Origin of the sequence: Sphingomonas sp. CCH21-G11, assembly GCF_001555965.1 — a bacterium.
Lineage (GTDB): Bacteria > Pseudomonadota > Alphaproteobacteria > Sphingomonadales > Sphingomonadaceae > Sphingomonas.
The window spans coordinates 1-18,672 of record NZ_LSHX01000021.1 but is presented as its reverse complement, the minus strand read 5'-3'; the positions used below and the strand labels follow the sequence as shown (position 1 = coordinate 18,672).

The 18,672-nt window shown below is 68.2% G+C and carries 16 protein-coding genes, 1 tRNA gene and 1 pseudogene; 15 read left to right on the top strand and 3 right to left on the bottom strand.

Annotation, left to right across the window (positions count from 1 at the left end):
* The first annotated feature begins 139 nt into the window (after nucleotides 1–139).
* From AX676_RS04725 to trxB, 7 genes are all read left to right on the top strand, one after another.
* Nucleotides 140–224 (top strand) — tRNA-Leu (locus tag AX676_RS04725).
* A 61-nt stretch (nucleotides 225–285) separates the two neighbouring features.
* Nucleotides 286–1,908 carry a trigger factor gene (tig, locus tag AX676_RS04720; RefSeq protein WP_066481193.1) on the top strand — a complete coding sequence of 541 codons (1,623 nt, stop codon included), beginning with the start codon at nucleotides 286–288 and terminating at the stop codon, nucleotides 1,906–1,908.
* A 132-nt stretch (nucleotides 1,909–2,040) separates the two neighbouring features.
* Nucleotides 2,041–3,021, top strand: coding sequence for a glycosyltransferase family 2 protein (locus tag AX676_RS04715; protein WP_066481190.1), 981 nt, complete (start codon nucleotides 2,041–2,043; stop codon nucleotides 3,019–3,021).
* A 27-nt stretch (nucleotides 3,022–3,048) separates the two neighbouring features.
* Nucleotides 3,049–3,690: an ATP-dependent Clp protease proteolytic subunit gene (locus AX676_RS04710; RefSeq protein WP_066481188.1), complete on the top strand. Its 642-nt coding sequence runs from the start codon at nucleotides 3,049–3,051 to the stop codon at nucleotides 3,688–3,690.
* Nucleotides 3,691–3,861: 171 nt separating this feature from the next.
* Entirely contained in the window at nucleotides 3,862–5,127 is a 1,266-nt protein-coding gene (gene clpX, locus AX676_RS04705) for an ATP-dependent Clp protease ATP-binding subunit ClpX (RefSeq protein WP_066481185.1), read from the top strand.
* A 220-nt stretch (nucleotides 5,128–5,347) separates the two neighbouring features.
* The gene (locus AX676_RS04700) at nucleotides 5,348–5,830 is read left to right on the top strand and encodes a nuclear transport factor 2 family protein (protein ID WP_066481183.1); all 483 of its coding nucleotides are present in this window, start codon (nucleotides 5,348–5,350) and stop codon (nucleotides 5,828–5,830) included.
* 147 nt (nucleotides 5,831–5,977) lie between these two features.
* Entirely contained in the window at nucleotides 5,978–6,949 is a 972-nt protein-coding gene (trxB, locus tag AX676_RS04695) for a thioredoxin-disulfide reductase (protein WP_066481182.1), read from the top strand.
* A gap of 7 nt (nucleotides 6,950–6,956) precedes the next feature.
* On the opposite strand, the gene AX676_RS04690 is transcribed toward trxB, so the two are convergent.
* The 3 genes from AX676_RS04690 to AX676_RS04680 are packed head-to-tail and all read right to left on the bottom strand — an operon-like array spanning nucleotide 6,957 to nucleotide 8,718.
* Nucleotides 6,957–7,760 carry a hydrolase 1, exosortase A system-associated gene (locus AX676_RS04690; protein ID WP_066481181.1) on the bottom strand — a complete coding sequence of 268 codons (804 nt, stop codon included), beginning with the start codon at nucleotides 7,758–7,760 and terminating at the stop codon, nucleotides 6,957–6,959.
* Nucleotides 7,748–8,449, bottom strand: coding sequence for a hypothetical protein (locus AX676_RS04685; protein ID WP_231726216.1), 702 nt, complete (start codon nucleotides 8,447–8,449; stop codon nucleotides 7,748–7,750). The genes AX676_RS04690 and AX676_RS04685 overlap by 13 nt, the downstream gene beginning before the upstream one ends.
* Nucleotides 8,446–8,718, bottom strand: coding sequence for an acyl carrier protein (locus tag AX676_RS04680; protein WP_066481180.1), 273 nt, complete (start codon nucleotides 8,716–8,718; stop codon nucleotides 8,446–8,448). The genes AX676_RS04685 and AX676_RS04680 overlap by 4 nt, the downstream gene beginning before the upstream one ends.
* 110 nt (nucleotides 8,719–8,828) lie before the next feature.
* Here AX676_RS04680 and AX676_RS04675 point away from each other — a divergent pair, with 110 nt between their 5' ends.
* The 8 genes and pseudogenes from AX676_RS04675 to AX676_RS04640 all read left to right on the top strand — a co-directional run bounded on the left by AX676_RS04675 (nucleotide 8,829) and on the right by AX676_RS04640 (nucleotide 18,497).
* The gene (locus AX676_RS04675) at nucleotides 8,829–10,367 is read left to right on the top strand and encodes an acyl-CoA ligase (AMP-forming), exosortase A system-associated (RefSeq protein ID WP_197417209.1); all 1,539 of its coding nucleotides are present in this window, start codon (nucleotides 8,829–8,831) and stop codon (nucleotides 10,365–10,367) included.
* Nucleotides 10,364–11,626, top strand: coding sequence for a pyridoxal-dependent decarboxylase, exosortase A system-associated (locus AX676_RS04670; protein WP_066481177.1), 1,263 nt, complete (start codon nucleotides 10,364–10,366; stop codon nucleotides 11,624–11,626). Before AX676_RS04675 ends, AX676_RS04670 begins: the two co-directional genes overlap by 4 nt.
* 101 nt (nucleotides 11,627–11,727) lie before the next feature.
* Nucleotides 11,728–12,333: pseudogene (locus tag AX676_RS04665) on the top strand (XrtA/PEP-CTERM system exopolysaccharide export protein); the annotation flags it as partial.
* A gap of 29 nt (nucleotides 12,334–12,362) precedes the next feature.
* Nucleotides 12,363–13,904 carry an XrtA system polysaccharide chain length determinant gene (locus AX676_RS04660; RefSeq protein ID WP_066481170.1) on the top strand — a complete coding sequence of 514 codons (1,542 nt, stop codon included), beginning with the start codon at nucleotides 12,363–12,365 and terminating at the stop codon, nucleotides 13,902–13,904.
* A gap of 13 nt (nucleotides 13,905–13,917) precedes the next feature.
* Entirely contained in the window at nucleotides 13,918–14,859 is a 942-nt protein-coding gene (locus AX676_RS04655; RefSeq protein ID WP_066481168.1) for an exopolysaccharide biosynthesis protein, read from the top strand.
* A complete protein-coding gene (locus AX676_RS04650) occupies nucleotides 14,856–16,502 on the top strand; it encodes a hypothetical protein (RefSeq protein ID WP_066481166.1) in 1,647 nt (548 codons plus the stop codon). The genes AX676_RS04655 and AX676_RS04650 overlap by 4 nt, the downstream gene beginning before the upstream one ends.
* Nucleotides 16,503–16,533: 31 nt before the next feature.
* A complete protein-coding gene (locus AX676_RS04645; protein WP_066481160.1) occupies nucleotides 16,534–17,607 on the top strand; it encodes an ExeA family protein in 1,074 nt (357 codons plus the stop codon).
* A 14-nt stretch (nucleotides 17,608–17,621) separates the two neighbouring features.
* Complete coding sequence (locus AX676_RS04640; protein ID WP_066481155.1) at nucleotides 17,622–18,497, top strand: XrtA system polysaccharide deacetylase; 876 nt, start codon at nucleotides 17,622–17,624, stop codon at nucleotides 18,495–18,497.
* Nucleotides 18,498–18,672 lie beyond the last annotated feature (175 nt).

Below are 18,672 nucleotides of genomic sequence, written 5' to 3'. Positions count from 1 at the left end.
CTTCGGTGGTTCAAGGGGGTCAACGCGGCACGCGGGCCGGAGTGCCATCGTCGGATGCACGCTGGCGGCGATCGCGACGCGAAGTCCTTGCCCCCCCGCCGATCGCTGGTATAGGACCCGCCGACCGGCGGTGTCCCCTGCGGGCGTGGCGGAACTGGTAGACGCGCTGGATTTAGGTTCCAGTATCGAAAGATGTGGGGGTTCGACTCCCTTCGCCCGCACCAGCTTCGCCATGCGCCAAGCTGGACATCGTTCTTTAGAAATCCTGAAAGCGAAAGCCGAAGAATGCAGACTGTCGAGACGTTGAACGAAGGCCTGAAGCGCGCCTACACGCTGACCATCACCGCCGCCGACATCGACGCCCGCGTCGACGCCGAGGTGAAGCGCGTGGCGCCGCAGGTGCGGATGCCCGGCTTCCGCCCCGGCAAGGTGCCGGCCAACCTGGTCCGCAAGATGCACGGCGAGGCGATCGCCGCCGACGCGCTCAACACCAGCATCCAGGAAGGCATCCAGGCGCTGATCGCCAGCAACAAGCTGCGCCCGGCGATGTCGCCGTCGGTGTCGCTCGCGGGCGAATACGCCCCCGGCAAGGACGCCGAGATCAAGGTCGAGCTGGAGGTGCTGCCCGACGTGCCGACCCCGTCGATCGAGGGCATCAAGCTGGAACGACTGGTCGTTCCCGCACCCGAAGCGCAGGTCGACGAGCAGCTCGCACAGATCGCCGGCAGCCAGAAGCGGTTCGACGATGCGCCGGACGGGCACAAGGCCGCGACCGGCGACCTGGTCGTCATGGACTTTGTCGGGTCGGTCGACGGCGTCGCGTTTGAAGGCGGCACCGGCACCGACATGTCGATCGAAATCGGCTCGGGTCGCCTGATCCCCGGTTTCGAGGACCAGCTGGTCGGCGTGACCAAGGGCGAGGAAAAGACCATTCAGGTCACCTTCCCCGACGATTACGGCGCGAAGGAGCTGGCGGGCAAGCCGGCCGAGTTCGCGCTGAAGATCACCGACGTGCGCGTGGCGGGCGAGACGAAGATCGACGACGATTTCGCCAAGTCGCTTGGCCTCGAGAGCCTTGAGCAGCTTCGCGGGTTGCTGAAGGGCCAGATCGAGCAGGAGCTGAACGGCCTGACCCGCACCCACATGAAGCGCAAGCTGCTCGACCAGCTCGCCGCGTCGCATGATTTCGACGTGCCGCCGTCGATGGTCGATGCCGAGTTCGACCAGATCTGGCAGCAGCTTGTCCGCGAAGCCGAGCAGGAAGCCGACAAGGATGCGGCGATGGCCGAGCTGGAGCGCGAGAAGGAAGATTATCGCGCGATCGCGGTGCGCCGCGTGCGCCTGGGCCTGCTGCTTTCCGAAATCGGCCAGGCCAATGGTGTCGAGGTCACCCAGGCCGAGATGAACCAGCTCATCATGCAGGCCGCGCAGCAGTACAACCAGAAGGACCGCGAGCGGTTCATCGAATATGTCCGCCAGGAGCCGATGGCCGCCGCCCAGCTGCGCGCGCCGCTCTATGAGGACAAGGTCGTCGACTTCCTGTTCGGCAAGGCCGAGATCGCCGAGCGTGAGGTGACGCGCGAGGAGCTGGAAGCCGCGATCGAGAGCGAGGAAGGCGCGATCCCGCACGTCCATGGCCCCGATTGCGATCATGACCATGATCACGACCACAAGCCGGTGAAGAAGAAGGCCACCGCCAAGAAGGCGGACGCCGCACCCGCCGAGGACGTGGCCAAGCCCGCGGCGAAGAAGGCGGCGGCCAAGAAGGCGGAAGACGCGGCCGAAGTCAGCGCGGACGCGCCGAAAAAGGCTGCGCCGAAGAAGAAGGCTGCCGCTGAAGCCCCGGCAGGCGACGCCGATGCCGCGCCCAAGAAGAAGCCGGCCGCCAAGAAGAAGGCCGACGCCTGATCCGGCGTTCGCGTCGCGCCGGAGCCGGGGGAGGGATGTCGTTCGCCACCCCCGGCGCCGTCGCCGGCGATGCGTTAACCCGCTTTTCGCGCCGATCGGCTATGCGGGTGTCGACATGAAGACGCGCACGCCATGACCGCCGCCGCGCCGCGTATCGCGGTGATCCTGCCTTGCTACAATGAGGAAGCGGCGATCGCGCAGACCATCGCCGGGTTCCGCCGCGCGCTGCCCGATGCGGCGATCTATGTCTATGACAACAACTCCGCCGATCGCACGGTGGAGGTCGCCCGCGCGGCCGGCGCGGTGGTCCGCACCGAACGAATGCAGGGAAAGGGCAATGTCGTCCGCCGCATGTTCGCCGATGTCGATGCCGACATCTATGTGATGGCGGACGGCGACGCGACCTATGACTCCGCGGCGGCGCCGGCGATGGTGCATCGGCTGGTCGACGAACAGCTCGACATGGTGGTCGGCGCGCGGATCAGCGACCACGCCGACGCCTATCGCCGCGGCCATGTGCTCGGCAACCGGATGATGACCGGCATTTTGGCGCGCCTGTTCGGGCGCAGCTTCACCGACATCTTCTCGGGCTATCGCGTCTTTTCGCGCCGCTTCGTGAAAAGCTTCCCGGTGCTGTCGGCGGGATTCGAGATCGAGACCGAGATCAGCGTCCACGCACTCGAGCTCAAGATGCCGGTGGGCGAAGTGCCGACCGCCTATTTCGCCCGGCCCGAAGGGTCGCAGTCGAAGCTCAGCACCTATCGCGACGGCCTTCGCATCCTGCGCACGATCACGACCCTGTACCGGATCGAGCGACCCCTGTGGTTTTTCGGCGGCTTCGGCGCGCTGCTGGCGTTGGCGGCCATCCTGCTCGCAATCCCGTTGTTCATCACCTTTTTCCAGACGGGCGAGGTGCCGCGTTTTCCGACCGCCATCCTGGCGACGGGGCTGATGATCCTGGCGTTCCTCAGCTTCTTTGCCGGGCTGATCCTCGACACCGTCGTACGCGGCCGGCGCGAGGTACGCAGATTGGCGTATCTCGCCCATGCCGCACCGGGCAGTGCCGCGCCGGGCGCGACCCCCTTGCGCCTGCCCGCTGGAGCGCCGATGTAGGCGACTGCACCACCTGAGCGGGATTTTATGCACGACACCTTCGACCCCATGAGCGCCCTGGTTCCCATCGTCATCGAACAGTCGAGCCGCGGCGAGCGCAGCTTCGACATCTTCTCGCGCCTGTTGCGCGAACGCATCGTGTTCGTCACCGGCGGGGTGGAGGACCAAATGGCCTCGCTCATCGTCGCGCAGCTTTTGTTCCTGGAATCGGAGAACCCGAAAAAGGACATCTGGATGTACATCAACTCGCCGGGCGGGGTGGTGACGGCCGGCATGGCGATCCACGACACGATGAAATACATCCGGCCGCGCGTGGGCACGGTGTGCATCGGCCAGGCGGCATCGATGGGCAGCTTCCTGCTGGCCAGCGGCGAGCCGGGAATGCGAGTTGCGCTGTCCAACGCGCGGATCATGGTGCACCAGCCGTCGGGCGGCGCGCAGGGCATGGCGTCGGACATCGAGATCCAGGCCAAGGAAATCCTGCGCATTCGTCGGCGGATGAACGACCTCTACGCCAAATATACCGGCCAGCCGATCGAGAGGATCGAGGCGGCGATGGATCGCGATACCTTCCTGGAAGCGGACGAGGCCAAGGTGTTCGGGCTGGTGGATGAGGTCTATGACCGGCGCCCGCAGCCCGCCGAGGAAGGCGCGCCGAGCGCGAGTTGAGCTGACGGTCCGGCGGGCGGTGCCGGCATTCGCCGGCACGGCCGTGACCTCGAACGGGACGGGGTCTGGTTAAGCATCGTCGCCCACCGGATTTTGATGATTGCCCGTTTAGCCCCCGCGTGTAGACTGGCGGGTGGATGATCGCGCCTTCGGGTGCCAAGGATGGATTAGATGACCAAGTTGAGCGGTGGCGACTCCAAGAGCACGCTGTATTGCTCGTTCTGCGGCAAGTCGCAGCACGAGGTGCGCAAGCTGATTGCGGGGCCGACCGTCTTCATCTGCGATGAATGCGTCGAACTGTGCAACGACATCATCCGCGAGGAAACCAAGTCGGCGCTGATTTCCAAAAAGGACGGCGGCGTGCCGAGCCCGCAGGAAATCTGCGACGTACTCGACGATTATGTGATCGGTCAGAAGCGCGCCAAGCGCGTGCTGTCGGTGGCGGTCCACAATCACTACAAGCGGCTCAACCATGGCGCCAAGGGCGCTGACGTCGAGCTCAGCAAGTCGAACATCCTGCTGGTCGGCCCGACCGGGTGCGGCAAGACGCTGCTCGCGCAGACGCTGGCGCGCATTCTGGACGTGCCATTCACCATGGCGGATGCGACGACGCTGACCGAGGCGGGCTATGTCGGCGAGGATGTCGAGAACATCATCCTCAAGCTGCTCCAGGCGTCGGATTACAATGTCGAGCGTGCCCAGCGCGGCATCGTCTATATCGACGAGATCGACAAGATCAGCCGCAAGGCCGAAAATCCGTCGATCACCCGCGACGTGTCGGGCGAGGGCGTGCAGCAGGCGCTGCTGAAGCTGATGGAGGGTACGACCGCCAGCGTGCCGCCCCAGGGCGGGCGCAAGCACCCGCAGCAGGAGTTTCTGCAGGTCGACACGACCAACATCCTGTTCATCTGCGGGGGCGCGTTCTCGGGCCTCGAAAAGATCATCGGCGACCGGCTGCAGGGCAAGTCGATTGGCTTCGGCGCTTACGTCGCCGCGCCGGAGGAGCGCCGCACCGGCGAGGTGCTGCGCCAGACCGAGCCCGAGGATCTGCTGAAGTTCGGGCTGATCCCGGAATTTGTCGGCCGCCTGCCGGTGATCGCGACGCTCGAGGACCTCGACATCGACGCGCTGGTCAAGATCCTGACCGAACCCAAGAACGCGCTGGTCAAGCAGTATCAGAAGCTGTTCGACATGGAGACGGTCAACCTGGGCTTCACCGACGACGCGCTGGTGGCGATCGCCAAGCGCGCGATCGAGCGCAAGACCGGCGCGCGCGGGCTGCGTTCGATCCTGGAGGGTATCCTGCTCGACACCATGTTCGACCTGCCCAGCATGGACGGGGTGGACGAGGTGATCGTCGACAAGGACGTCGTGGATGGCCGCAAGGAACCCGTTCGCGTCTATGCCAAGAAGGAAAAGGCGGGCGGCGCCGCCTGAGCCGGGCGCGCCGACCCATTGTGCGCCGGCGCGCGCGGCGCGTCGCGTCGGCGCGGCAGTATCGCCTATTTTCGTGCAGCGCGCGGGAATTGAAACTGCCGGTTGCTTTCCGTCGACAAATGCGAAACTATCGTGCGAGGTGCCGGCGATCCGGCGACAACACCCCGGCGCGGCAGGATAACAGAACAGGCATCGCCGCCCCGACGATTGGGGAGAGCGCATGAGCTGTGTTTCGACGATCGATCATCAGGCCCGGCTGGATGTCCGCGAGCTGCTGAGCCGGTATTGCCAGTATATCGACCATAATCAGGGCGCTGCCTTTGCCGAGCTGTTCACGCACGATGCCGTGTTCGAACTGAGCGACGGCACGCGGCTGACCTCGATGGACGAATTTCGTCTGATCCCCGGCATGGTCTGGGAAATGGGCGGCGGCAAATGGCGGCACCAGATCACCAACGTCGTGATCGACCGCGGGGTGACCTATCGCGAGGTGACGGTGACCGCGACCGGCCTCGTCCTCGACTGGAACCGCGGCGGCGCGATGGCGAGCTGCTATGATTACCGGATCGAGGTGTGCCGCAGCCATGCGTGGCGCATCCGTAAATTCTATGGCGGCGAGGTCGGCAGCAACGTCGATACCGGCCCCTGCCATGCGTGGATGAACCCGCCGCCAAAGGCGCTGGCCGACGTGCGCATGATCTGATCGGGTTTGACCCGTGGCCACGCGCCGAGCTGGCCGGGCTTTCGACCGATACAGAAAAGCTTGATCGCAGCGAAAGGGCCGGATCCCGATATTGCCTTTGGCGGTGCCGTCCCCCTAGATGCGGCACCGCCAACTGCTGGATTTGCCATGACCGCCACCCATTCGACCCGTATGCTCATCCTCGGCTCCGGCCCGGCGGGCCTGTCGGCCGCCATCTATGGCGCGCGCGCCGGCATGGCGCCGATCGTGGTGCAGGGCATCCAGCCGGGCGGGCAGCTGACCACCACCACCGATGTCGAGAATTATCCGGGCTTCCGCAACGTCATCCAGGGTCCCTGGCTGATGGAGGAGATGCAGGCGCAGGCCGAGCATGTCGGCGCGCAGATGATGTACGACACCATCGTGGAGATTGATTTGTCGCAGCGCCCGTTCCGGCTGAAGGGCGATGGCGGCACCATCTATTCGGGCGACGTGCTGGTGATCGCGACGGGGGCCCAGGCCAAGTGGCTGGGGCTGGAGAGCGAGGAACTGCTGAAGGGCAAGGGGGTCAGCGCCTGCGCCACCTGCGACGGCTTCTTTTATCGCGGCAAGAAGGTGGCGGTGATCGGCGGCGGCAACACCGCGGTCGAGGAGGCGCTGTATTTGACCAACCACAGCCATGACGTGACGCTGATCCACCGGCGCGACACGCTGCGTGCCGAGAAAATCCTGCAGCAGCGCCTGTTCGCCAACGAGAAGATCAAGATACTCTGGAACAAGGGCGTGGAGCGTTTCATCGACGGCGGCGGGCTGAAGGGCCTGGTCGGCATCGAATTGCGCGACACCCGCACGGGCGAATTGTCGACGATCGACGTCGACGGCGGCTTTGTCGCGATCGGTCACCATCCGGCGACCGAGCTGTTTCGCGGTCATCTCGACCTCGACGACGACGGCTATATCCGCGTGGCGCCCGGTACGACGCGCACGAGCGTCGAGGGCGTGTTTGCGTGCGGCGACGTGATGGACAAGGTGTATCGCCAGGCGATCACCGCGGCGGGTACCGGCTGTATGGCCGCGCTCGACGCCGAACGCTTCCTGGCCGAAGCGGATTTCGAGGCGATCGCCGAAGCCGCCGAATAGGTCGGCCTCAAGCCCTCAGCAGGTCGATCAGCTGCGCGGCGAGCCACGCCTTGTCGTTGGCGCGGGCGAAGCTGTGGCTCGCGGTGTCGCAGCGTCGTACCGGGGTTCGCGCACGCGCGCGCGAGAAGCGGCTGCCGCGCCATGCATCGGCAAAGGCGATCGCTGTGTTGTCGCCGCTGGCGAGCAGGATCGTGACAGGAACTTCCGCGTTGCCCAGCCCATCCGCCAGCGCAGCCAGGTGCGGTGAAGTCCTAGATTTCGTTTGAATTAACTTTCCTATACCTTTGATAGATTTATCAAAGTTCAATTCACCCCGGAGCGCCCGGCGCCACGTTTCGGGATCGCGCAGCCGTTGCGCATAGCGCGCGCGGATCGCCGCGCGTGCGGGAAGCGCGTCGCCATCGTCGCCGATCCACGGGTTGGCAAGCAGGAGCGCGTCCAGCCCGGCCTGGCGATGAAACAGCGCGAGCGCCGTCGCAGCATCGCAATTGCCGAAGCCGACGATCCGCGCGACATCGGGTGTTTCACGACGAAAGGCGGCGACGGCGGCGGCGAGGTCGGGCGCACTGCCGGCGAAACCCGCGTTTTCGCCGCTCGAATCGCCGATGCCGCGTCGATCGTAGCGCATCACCGGATGTCCCGCGGCTGCGAGCGCAGCAGCCAGCGCCGCCATTCCACGATGCGCGCCGGCGCGGATTTCATTTCCCCCCGACATGATCAGCAGGCCAGTGGAGCTTGCCGCCGCAACTGGCGTATCGATCGTTCCCAGCAGCGTTTCGCCCGCACAGGGAAACGCGATCACCCTTCGCATTGCCGCACCCATGCCGCGACGTCGGCGGCGATCTGTGCCGCCAATGCCGGGTCATTGCCTGGCTCTGCGCGCCGCCAGAGGGGCGCGCCATCGAATTTGACGTCGGCATCCCCCGGGTCGCTGGCCAGCCGTGCGATCCGCCGCGGGATGCCCGGTTCGGCAAAGGCCTCGGCCGCGTCGAACCCGCGGAGAAGGTTCCTTGAAACGACGGTTCCGGCAATCTCCACCCGATCGTCGCGGAACGCCATGTCGTCGACACTGCCCTTGCCCCCGCCGGCCAGCCACAGCCGGTGGAGGTCGCGAAGGACCTCGCGTCCCGCCTGCGGGCTCAGGTGCCAGCGGCCGTGGTGACTCGCGCGGACATCGAGCAGCGCGCCGCTGCGGATGCCGAGCGCGTAGGTCCGCCGTGCTTCCCCGGCCAGCCGCCCGGTCGCCGCCGCCATTGCCGTCACCAGATCGCGCAGCGTCAGGTCGGCGATATCGGCCGCGCTTTCGCCCTGTCCCGGCATATCGGGCAGGACGCTCGCAATGCCGTGCCCGGCAAGTGCACGCAGGACCGTGACCGTGAAGGTGCGGGTGCGATTGGCTTCCTCGAACAGCGGCAGCGCCGCAATCACGACCGGGCCGTCGGCGGGGCCGAAGCGCAACATCGCCTCGCGCCCGCCGGCCCAGTCATAATGGTCGATCACCCCGTGACCTTGGCGAGCGCGAAGCGGGTCAGCGATCCAAAGGTCTCCAGCGTATCGCCGTCGACATCCTCATCGTCGATGATGATGCCCAGCCGGTCCTCGATTTCGGTCAGCACGCCGGCGACCGCCATCGAATCGAGTTCGGGCAGCGCGCCGAACAGCGGGGTTTCAGCCCCGAACGCCGCCGCACGGTCCGCGCTCAGCCCAAGCACGTCGCGCAGGATGGCGCGAAGCTGGGTATCCACATCGATCGTTCGTCCCGACGCCAAGTCCGCCGCCCTCCCAAGCAACCTGACCGCGCGCACTAATCGTCCGATCGCGGCTTGCCAAGCACCGCGCGCTTGCCGCGCCGCCGTGCCCGGTCCAGAAGCGGCAGCGCATGACGATCGCGCTCGACCCCGTTCCCCGTCCGATCGACCATCTCACGCTGCGCGGTGCGGCGGGCGATGTCGCGCTGGTCGACCGTGCCGGGTCGCTCGATTTTGCCGGGCTGGAGCAGGGGGTAGGGCGGCTCGCCCACTGGCTGGCGGGGCAGGGGCTCGCGGCCGGCGCGCGGGTCGCGACCTGGCTCCCCAAGCACCGCGTTGCATGCCTGATGCCGCTGGCGGCGGCCCGCGCGGGCCTGGTCCACGTGCCCGTCAATCCGGTGCTCAAGTGCGCGCAGGTCGCGCATATCCTGGCCGACAGCGGCGCAGCGATGCTGGTGACGCAGGACAGCCGGCTGGCGGCGCTCGAGGCCGGGGACGTGCCCGCGGAATGCAGGGTCGCGAGCGACGGCGAGGCCGAGGCGGCGCTGGCAACCGATGGCGATGCGCTGCCGCCGTCGGCGGCCGATCCGGACGCGCTGGTCGCGCTGATGTACACGTCGGGATCGACCGGCCGCGCCAAGGGGGTGATGCTGAGCCACGCCAATCTGTGGCTCGGCGCGATCAGTGTCGCCCACTATCTGAAGCTCGTGCCCGAGGATCGCGTGCTCGGCGTGCTGCCGCTGAGCTTCGACTATGGCCAGAGCCAGCTGCTGAGCAGCTGGGCGGCGGGCGCGCGGGTGGTGCCGCTCGACTATCTGACCGCGCGTGACGTCATCAAGGCGGTGGCGGTGCACGCGATCACGACGCTGGCCGGGGTCCCGCCGCTATGGGTACAGCTGCTCGATGCCGAGTGGCCGGCGGCGGCCGCGACGCAGCTCGGGCGGCTGACCAATTCGGGCGGGGCGCTCACCCCGGCGCTGGTCCGGCGGCTGCGTGCGCGCTTTCCGGCGGCTGACCTCTATCCGATGTACGGGCTGACCGAGGCGTTCCGGTCGACCTATCTCGCGCCCGACCAGGTCGACGCGCATCCCCAATCGATCGGTCGCGCCATCCCCTTTGCGGAGGTGATGGTGGTGCGCGCCGACGGCACCCGCGCGGCACCGGGCACGCCGGGCGAGCTGGTCCATGCCGGGCCGCTGGTCGCCAAGGGCTATTGGCGCGACCCCGAGCGGACGGCGGCGCGCTTTCGCCCCGCGCCCGATTTCGCGGCGTCGGGGGGCATCGCGGTATGGTCTGGCGACACGGTGGTCGAGACCGCGGACGGGCTGCTGCGTTTCGTCGGCCGCGACGACGAGATGATCAAGACCGCCGGCAACCGCGTCAGCCCGACCGAGATCGAGGAGGCGGTGCTGGCCGGCGGGGAGGCGGTCGAGGCGGTGGCGCTGGGCGAACCCGACGACCGGCTAGGCCAGGCGATCCGCGTGATCGCGCGCGCCGACGGCGATCCGGCCGAGGCGGAGGCGCGACTGCGCGCAAGGCTGGCGCGCGAGCTGCCGATGTTCATGCAGCCACGGCAATATGAATGGCGCAACGCCCTGCCGCGCAACGCCAATGGCAAGATCGACCGCGTGGCATTGAAGACGGGGCGATCGGGGGAGGTGACGTCATGAAGCCGATGGGGCCGGTTCCGCCGGAATTCGCGGATGGCGACGTGCTGACGCTGGGCGGTCGTGCCGCGACGGCCTGGGCGGCCGAGGCCGGCACGCCCTGCTTCGTGTATGATTTCGCCGTGATCGAAGCGCGGATCGCGGCGCTTCGTGCGGCGATGCCCGCGGGGCTGGACGTGCATTATGCGATCAAGGCAAACCCGTTCGGGCCGCTGCTCGACGCGATCGCACCGCGGGTCGACGGTCTCGACGTCGCCTCCGCGGGCGAAATGGCACGCGCGCTCGCGGTCATGCCGGCGAGCGCGATCAGCTTTGCCGGGCCGGGCAAGCGCGATGACGAGATCGCGGCGGCGATCGCCGCCGGCGTGACGCTCAACCTCGAATCCGAAGGCGAGGCGGCGCGCGCACTGGCGATCGCGCGCCGCGTCGGGGTCGCGCCCCGGCTGGCGGTGCGGGTCAATCCCGATTTCGAGCTGCGGGGATCGGGTATGCGGATGGGCGGGCGCGCCTCCCCCTTCGGCGTCGACGCCGATCGCGTGCCGGCGCTCGTCCGCCAGCTGATCGCCGAGGGGGCCGACTGGCGCGGCTTCCACGTCTATGCCGGCTCGCAGGCGCTCGACGCCGATGCGATCGTCGAGATGCAGGCGCAGACGATCGCGCTTGCCGCGCGGCTGGCCGACGCGGCGGGTGCGGCGCCGCCGCTGGTCAACCTGGGCGGAGGCTTCGGCGTGCCCTACGCGCATGGCGACGCGCCGCTGGCGATCGACCGGGTGGGCGACGCGCTGGCCCGCGCTCTCGCCGGACGGCCGGCAGCGCTGACGTCATCGCGCTTCGCGATCGAGCTTGGCCGCTGGCTGGTGGCAGAGGCGGGCGTCTATCTGACGCGCATCATCGACCGCAAGGAAAGCCGGGGCGAGACGTTCCTGGTGGTCGACGGCGGGCTGCACCACCAGCTCGCCGCGAGCGGCAATTTCGGCACCGTGGTACGACGGAACTATCCGATCGCGATCGCCGACCGCATGCGCGCCGCGGCGGCGGAAACCGTGTCGGTCGTCGGCTGCCTGTGCACCCCGCTCGACCGGCTCGGCGACCGCGTCGCGCTGCCCCCCGCGGTGCCGGGCGACATCATCGCCATCTTCCTGGCCGGCGCCTATGGCGCGACCGCCAGCCCCGCGGCGTTTCTGGGCCACCCGCCGGCCGCGGAAATCCTGGCCGGCGCGGCCGGCGCGGCGGATGTCCCAACCGGGAACGCTGAACCGTAATTTAACCTCTTTCTCGCATAGCGGAGCCTGATCCCGCGTCCTACCGCTGCGTTGCGGTCGGCCATGTGCGTATCAGGAGGAAGCGATCCGTGAAGCGTTCGATGACGTCCATCAGCCTGGTTTCGATCGCCGCGCTGGCATCGTCCTGCACCACGGGCACCCGGCCCCAGCTGCCCCCCGCGGCGTTCGTCGCCGCCAATGAGCAGCCGGGCGAGGAATATATCATCGGGCCGCTGGACCAGCTCAACATCTTCGTCTGGCGCAATCCCGAACTGTCGGCCAAGGTCCAGGTGCGCCCCGATGGCCGCATCACCACGCCGCTGATCAGCGAGATGCCCGCGGTCGGCAAGACGCCGGCGATGCTGGCCGACGACATGAAGATCGCGCTGTCGCAATATATCAACCAGCCGCTGGTTTCGGTGATCGTCGAGAATTTCTCCGGCACCTACAGCCAGCAGGTGCGGATCGTCGGCGCGACCGAAAAGCCCGCATCGATCCCGTACCGCGCCAACATGACGCTGCTCGACGCGATGATCGCGGTCGGCGGGCTGTCCGAATATGCCGCGGGCAATCGCGCCCGGCTGGTCCGCTTCGACAAGGATTCGGGCAAGCAGAGCGAGTTCGGGCTGCGTATCGGCCGACTGCTGAAGGACGGCGATACGCGCGCCAATGTCCGCCTCGAACCCGGCGATGTGATCATCATCCCCCGAAAGCATGTTCTGAAGGGGCCGGCCGCGTGGGTAGCATTTACGAGGAAGTCCGCCTTGCCCTGCACGGCATCTGGACGCGGCGCTGGATCGCGCTCGCGGTGGCATGGGGCGTGTGCCTGATCGGCTGGGTCGCGGTCAGCCTGATCCCCAACCAGTATCAGTCGGTCGCGCGCGTCGTCGTCGAGATGCGCAACATCCTGCCCGCCGAAACGGTGGCGTCGGGGCAGGCCGAGAGCGCGCGCAACCTGGACCGCGTACGCCAGACGCTGACATCGGTCAGCAACCTGGAAAAGGTCGTGCGCGGCACCGCAATCAACGCCACCGTCAAGTCGCCGGGCGACCTGAACGCGCGCGCGGCCGAACTGCAGCGGGTGATCAAGGTCACGGCGCTGCAGGACAACCTGTTCGAAATCTCCGCGACCGTGTCGGACGGGGCGCTGGGCGTCGACAATTCCGCACGCATCGCGCAGGCGGTCGTCACGAAGATGATCGAGATTTTCGTCGACGAGAATCTCTCCGGCCGTCGCAACGACACGCGCGAGGCGCTGAAGTTTCTCGACGACCAGATCGCCGATCGGCAGCAGCGGCTGCAGGATGCCGAGGAACGCCGGTCGAGCTTTGCCAACCAGTATCTGTCGACGCTGCCGGGCACGGGCACGCTGACCGAGCGGGTGTCGGCCGCGCGCAGCCAGATCGCGCAGGTCGAAAGCGACCTCGCCGGGGCGCAGAGCAGCCTCAATTCGGTCAACGCGCAGCTCGCCGGGACGGGATCGACCTCTGCAGGCGCGGGGGGAACCGCGATCGCCGGCCCCGCACGCGCGCGCCTGGCTGCGATCGAAGGCCAGATTGCCGAGGGTCGTGCGCGCGGGTGGACCGCGTCGCACCCCGACATGGTGGCGCTGGCCAACCAGCTTGCCGCTGCGCGCGCCGCCGCGCAGAACGAGCCGCTGAATGCGGGTGCCGCCGGCGGCGCCAATCCGCTGTTCCTCCAGCTGAAGTCGATGCAGACCGACCGCAGCGCGCGCGTCGCCGAACTGACCCAGCAGCGCGACACGCTGCGCGGCCAGATCGCGCTCCTCGAGGCGAAGCTCGCCGCCGATCCGCAGGCCGCGTCGGAACAGGCGCAGATCGACCGCGAGATTGCATCGATGAAGGCGCAATATGATCGGCTGCTCGACGACCGCGAGCAGATCCGGCTCCAGTCGCAGGTCCAGAATCAGACCGATGCGACCAAGTTCAGCGTGATCGACGGTCCGTCGCTGCCCGCGACGCCGACATCGCCCAACCGGCCGCTGCTGCTGACCGGCGTGCTGGTGCTCGGGATGGCGGCGGGGGTCGCGGCGGCATTCGGCATGAGCCGTATCCAGACGACGTTCCCCACCGCCGCCCGGCTCGCGGCGGCCAGCGGCCTGCCGGTGATCGGATCGATCGGCGAGGTCGTGTCCGCCGCGCAGACCACGCTGCGCCGCAAGCGTCTTCGCCAGTTCGCGGGGGCCATCAGCGGCCTGGGTTTCGTGTTCATGACCTTGCTGGCGGCCGAAATCCTCCAGCGCGGGCCGGGCGCGTGAAGGGGGAACCGAGATGAACGACCACAGCCCCCGGCGCCTGAAGGGATCGCTGATCGAACGCGCCGCCGAGCATTTCGGCCTGGAGGCGGAGACGCTGGCCCCGGTCGCGGCGCTGTCGCCCGCAGCGTTCGACATTCCGCCGATGCCGGTCATCGCGCCCGCGCCGGCGACCGTGCCCGAGCACAGCGCCAAGCAGGCGGCACCCCGCCCGGTATCGCGGCGATTCGCCACCATCGACCGCGCGCGCCTGGCTGAACAGGGCATGCTCGTGCCGGGCGGTCCGGTCGACGTGCTGGCCGAGGAATTCCGCCTCGCCAAGCGTCAGCTGCTGCTGACCGCGCGCGCCGCCGCGGGCAAGAATGCCGACCGCGCGCGCATGGTGCTGGTCTGCTCGGCCCGGCCCAATGAGGGCAAGACCTTCTGCGCGACCAACCTCGCCATCTCGATGGCGGCCGAGCGCGATGTCGAAATCCTGCTGGTCGATGCGGACCTGGCCAAGCCCGACATCCTCGACCGGCTCGGGATCGACGCGGGGCCGGGCCTGCTCGACGTGCTCAATGATTCCGCGCTCGATGCCGAATCGTGCGTGATCGAAACCGACATCCCCAAGCTGAGCGTGCTGGGTGCGGGCACGCGGTCGGCCAACGACACCGAGTTGCTGGCGAGCGAACGCGCGCGGCGCGTGCTCGACGCGCTGGCCACCGCCAATCCCGACCGCATCGTGATCTTCGATTCGCCGCCGATCCTGTCGGCCTCGCCCGCTTCCGTGCTCGCGTTGCACGTCGGCCAGGCGATGATGGTGGTGCGCGCCGATCGCACGACCGAAAGCGATATCCGCCAGGCTGTCGCGCTGCTCGACGGGTGCGAGCATGTCCAGCTGCTGCTCAACGCGGCGACCTTCATGTCGGGCGACGGCCGGTTCGGCAGCTATTATGGCGAGGAGCTGGCAGGATGATCCGCGCCGCGCTCATGGCTGTGCTGGCCGCCTTGCTGTGGCCCGCCGCCGCACATGCCCAGGATGCCGACCGTCGGGTCAGCGTCTCGCCCTATATCGAGGCGGGGCAGGTGCTCGTCGCCGAGCTGGACGATGACGGCGACGTGCTCACCTATTCGACGATCGCGGTCGGGATCGACGCGGTCGCCCGCACGCGCCGCGTCGAGGTGCAGGTCAGCTATCGCTTCGAGCAACGGATTTCGTGGGACGACGACCTGAACGACGGCAGCATCCATTCGGGGCTGGCGCGCGGCGCGCTGCTCGTCGCGCCGGGGCTGACGGTCGAGGGCGGGGCGATCGCGACGCGCGGTCGATCCGACATCCGGGGTGCCGCGCCGGGCAATCTGGTCGGCAATGTCGACAACATCGCGCAGATCTTCTCGGCCTATGCCGGCCCGACGCTGGAAAAGCGTGTCGGCCCGGCAAACCTCAACGCGCTGTACCGCTTCGGCTATACAAAGGTTGAAAGTCCGGGGTTCGAGGGCGTGCCGGGCGGCCTGCCGCCGCTCGACAATTTCGACGAATCGACCAGCCATCTGGCGCTGGCGAGCATCGACACCCGCGCGGGCACCCTGCTGCCGGTCGGGCTGACGCTGAGCGGGGCGTGGCAGCGCGAGGACGCGAGCCAGCTCGACCAGCGGTTCGAGGGCAAGTATCTGCGCGGCGATGTCGTCGTGCCGGTCAGCCGCACCGTCGCGCTGGTGGCCGGCGCGGGCTACGAGAATATCCGCATCGACCAGCGCGCGGCGCTGATCGACCCGGCGACCGGCTTTCCGGTGACCGACCGCAACGGCCGCTTCGTCACCGACCCCGCATCGCCCCGGCTGATCGCGTTCGATTTCGACGGCATTTTCTGGGATGCGGGCGTGGTGTGGAAACCCAGCCCGCGCACCGTGCTGGAGGCGCGGGTCGGCGAGCGGTACGACTCGCTCACCTATATCGGTTCGCTCAGTTGGCAGACCGGGCCGGGATCGGGGCTTCAGGTCGGCGTTTATGACGGCATCCAGGGCTTCGGCCGCCAGCTGAACAGTGCGATTGCCGAACTGCCGACCAGCTTCGTCGCGGGCGACGATGCGTTCGGCGACAATTTCAACGGCTGCGTGCTGGCGCAGGGCAACGGATCGGGCGGTATCGGCGGCAATGGTGCCAATGGCGCGCTCGGCGGCTGCCTCAATTCCGCGCTCCAGTCGATCGCCACCGCCAATTTCCGGGCACGCGGCTTCGACGTGGTCTATGCGATCAATCGTGCGGCGACCCGCGTCGGCTTTGGCGGCGGCTATGCCCGGCGGCGCTTCTATGCGCCCGATCTGGCGCAGGGCTTCACCGTCGACGGCACGGTCGACGAAAGCGCCTATATCCAGGCGTTTGCCGCGACCGCGCTGGACAGCCGGTCGGGCCTGACCGCGACGGTGTATTTCAACTATTATTCGAGCGGCATCGCCTTCACCGGCGATGTCACGGGCGCGGGCGCGCAGGCCAGCTATTCGCGCAGCTTCGGCCGGCTGGGCGCCACCGCGGCGCTGGGCCTTTACAGCTTCGATCAGGAAGGCGGCGACAGCGACCTGGTCGGCCAGGCGCTGGTCGGCCTGGGATATCGGTTCTGATCCGGGTCACGCGGCCCAGGGAGACGCAAGGATGTATGACACCCATTATGGATTGAGCGGCCGGCCATTCGCGCTGACCCCCGATCCGTCCTTCTGGTTCGAGACCGCCACGCACAAAAAGGCGATGGCGTATCTCGGCTATGGCCTGAGCCAGAGCGAGGGCTTCATCGTCATCACCGGCGAACCGGGCACCGGCAAGACGACGCTGGTCGGGCATCTGATGGCGCGGATCGATCCCGAACGGCTGAACGTCATCCGCATCGTGACGACCCAGGTCGATCCCGGCGACCTGCTGCACCTGGTCGCAGCGGGGCTGGACGTGCTTTCGGCGGGCATGACCAAGTCGCAGCTGCTGTCGGCGATCGAGCGCGGGCTGCACGCGGTCGCGCGGACGGGCAAGCGCACGCTGCTGATCGTCGATGAGGCGCAGTCGCTGCCGATCGAATCGCTCGAAGAATTGCGGATGTTGTCCAACTTCCAGGTGGCCGGCCATTCGCTGCTCCAGATCTTCCTGCTCGGCCAGCCCGAGTTCCGCCGCCTGCTCAACTCGCCGCGGCTCGAACAACTGCGCCAGCGCGTCATCGCCATCCATCACCTGGGGCCGATGGAGCCCGAGGAAGCCGCGCCCTACCTGATCCACCGCCTGTCCAGGGTCGGCTGGAACGGGCGCCCCGACTTCACCGAGGCGGCGGTCGCGGCGATGTATGAATGGGCGGAGGGCATCCCCCGCCGGCTCAACATGATCGCCAATCGCGTGATGCTGCTCGGCGCGGTCGAGGGGATCGAGCAGTTCGAGGATCTCGACGTCGAAACCGTCGCCGCCGAGCTGAGCGAGGATGCGGGCGCGACGGATGACGATGCGGCCGAGCCCGCGTCCCTGCCGCTGACGGGCGTACCGGTCGCCGACGAACCGCGCCCGATGCGCGCGGCCGCCGACCCGACGCCGCCCAAGCTGGCGGAAATCGTCGCCCGGATCGAGGCGATGGAGGCGCGGATGGACGAACAGGACGCCGCGCTCCGCCGCGTGCTCGCGCTGCTGGTCGACTGGGTCGAGGGCGATCACCGCCGGATCGACCTGACATCGCTGCGCGGCTCGGCGGCCTGAGCCCGGTCGCCGCGATGCTGCACGATCCCACGCTGGGCGATGTCCGTGTCGTCAACGGCATGTCGGTCGATATCGAGGACTGGTTTCAGGTCGGCGCGTTCGAGCGCGTGATCGATCCGGCCGACTGGGACGCGCTGGTACCGCGTGTCGAGCGCAACACCCACGCCGTTATCGACCTTTTCGCCGAGGCCGGGGTCAAGGCGACCTTCTACACGCTCGGCTGGGTTGCGGCGCGCTATCCGGCGATGATCCGCCGGATCGTGGCGGAAGGGCACGAGCTCGCCAGCCATGGCTGGGCGCACGCCCGCGTGTTCACGATGGATGCCGACGCCTTTCGCGACGACCTGGCACGTGCGCGCGCGGCGCTGGAGGATGCGGGCGGCGTGGCCGTCACGGGCTATCGCGCGCCATCCTTCTCGATCGATCCGCGCACGCCGTGGGCGCACCGGGTGCTGGCGGAGCAGGGCTATGCCTATTCCTCCAGCGTCGCGCCGGTGCGTCACGATCATTATGGCTGGCCCGACGCGCCGCGCCGCGCGCATCGGCCGCTCGCCGATTCGCCGCTGATCGAGCTGCCGATCACCACCGCGCCGTTTCTGGGGAAGGATACGCCCACCGGCGGCGGCTTTTTCCGCCTGTTTCCGGCCGCGCTGACCCACCGGGCGATTCGTCGGTGCAACGCCGATGACGCGCAGCCGGCGATCTTTTACTTCCACCCCTGGGAAATCGATCCCGATCAGCCGCGCGTGGCCGACGCGCCGCTCCGGTCGAAGCTCCGCCATTACAGCCGGCTCGGCGCGATGCGGGGCAAGCTGGCGACGCTGCTTGCAGGGCATCGCTGGGGGCGGGTCGATGCGGTCGCCGCGCGGGAAGCGGCGCGGCTGGCATGAACATGGCCCTGATCGAGCGCCCGGTCGCCGTGCGCGCGGCGACGCCGGGCGATGCCGCGCGCGTGACCGCATTCGTCGACGCGCACCCCGATGGCACGCCATTTCACCTGCCGGCGTGGAACCAGGCCGTCGCGCGGGGCTGCGGCCAGCGCGCGCACGTGCTGATCGCCGAACA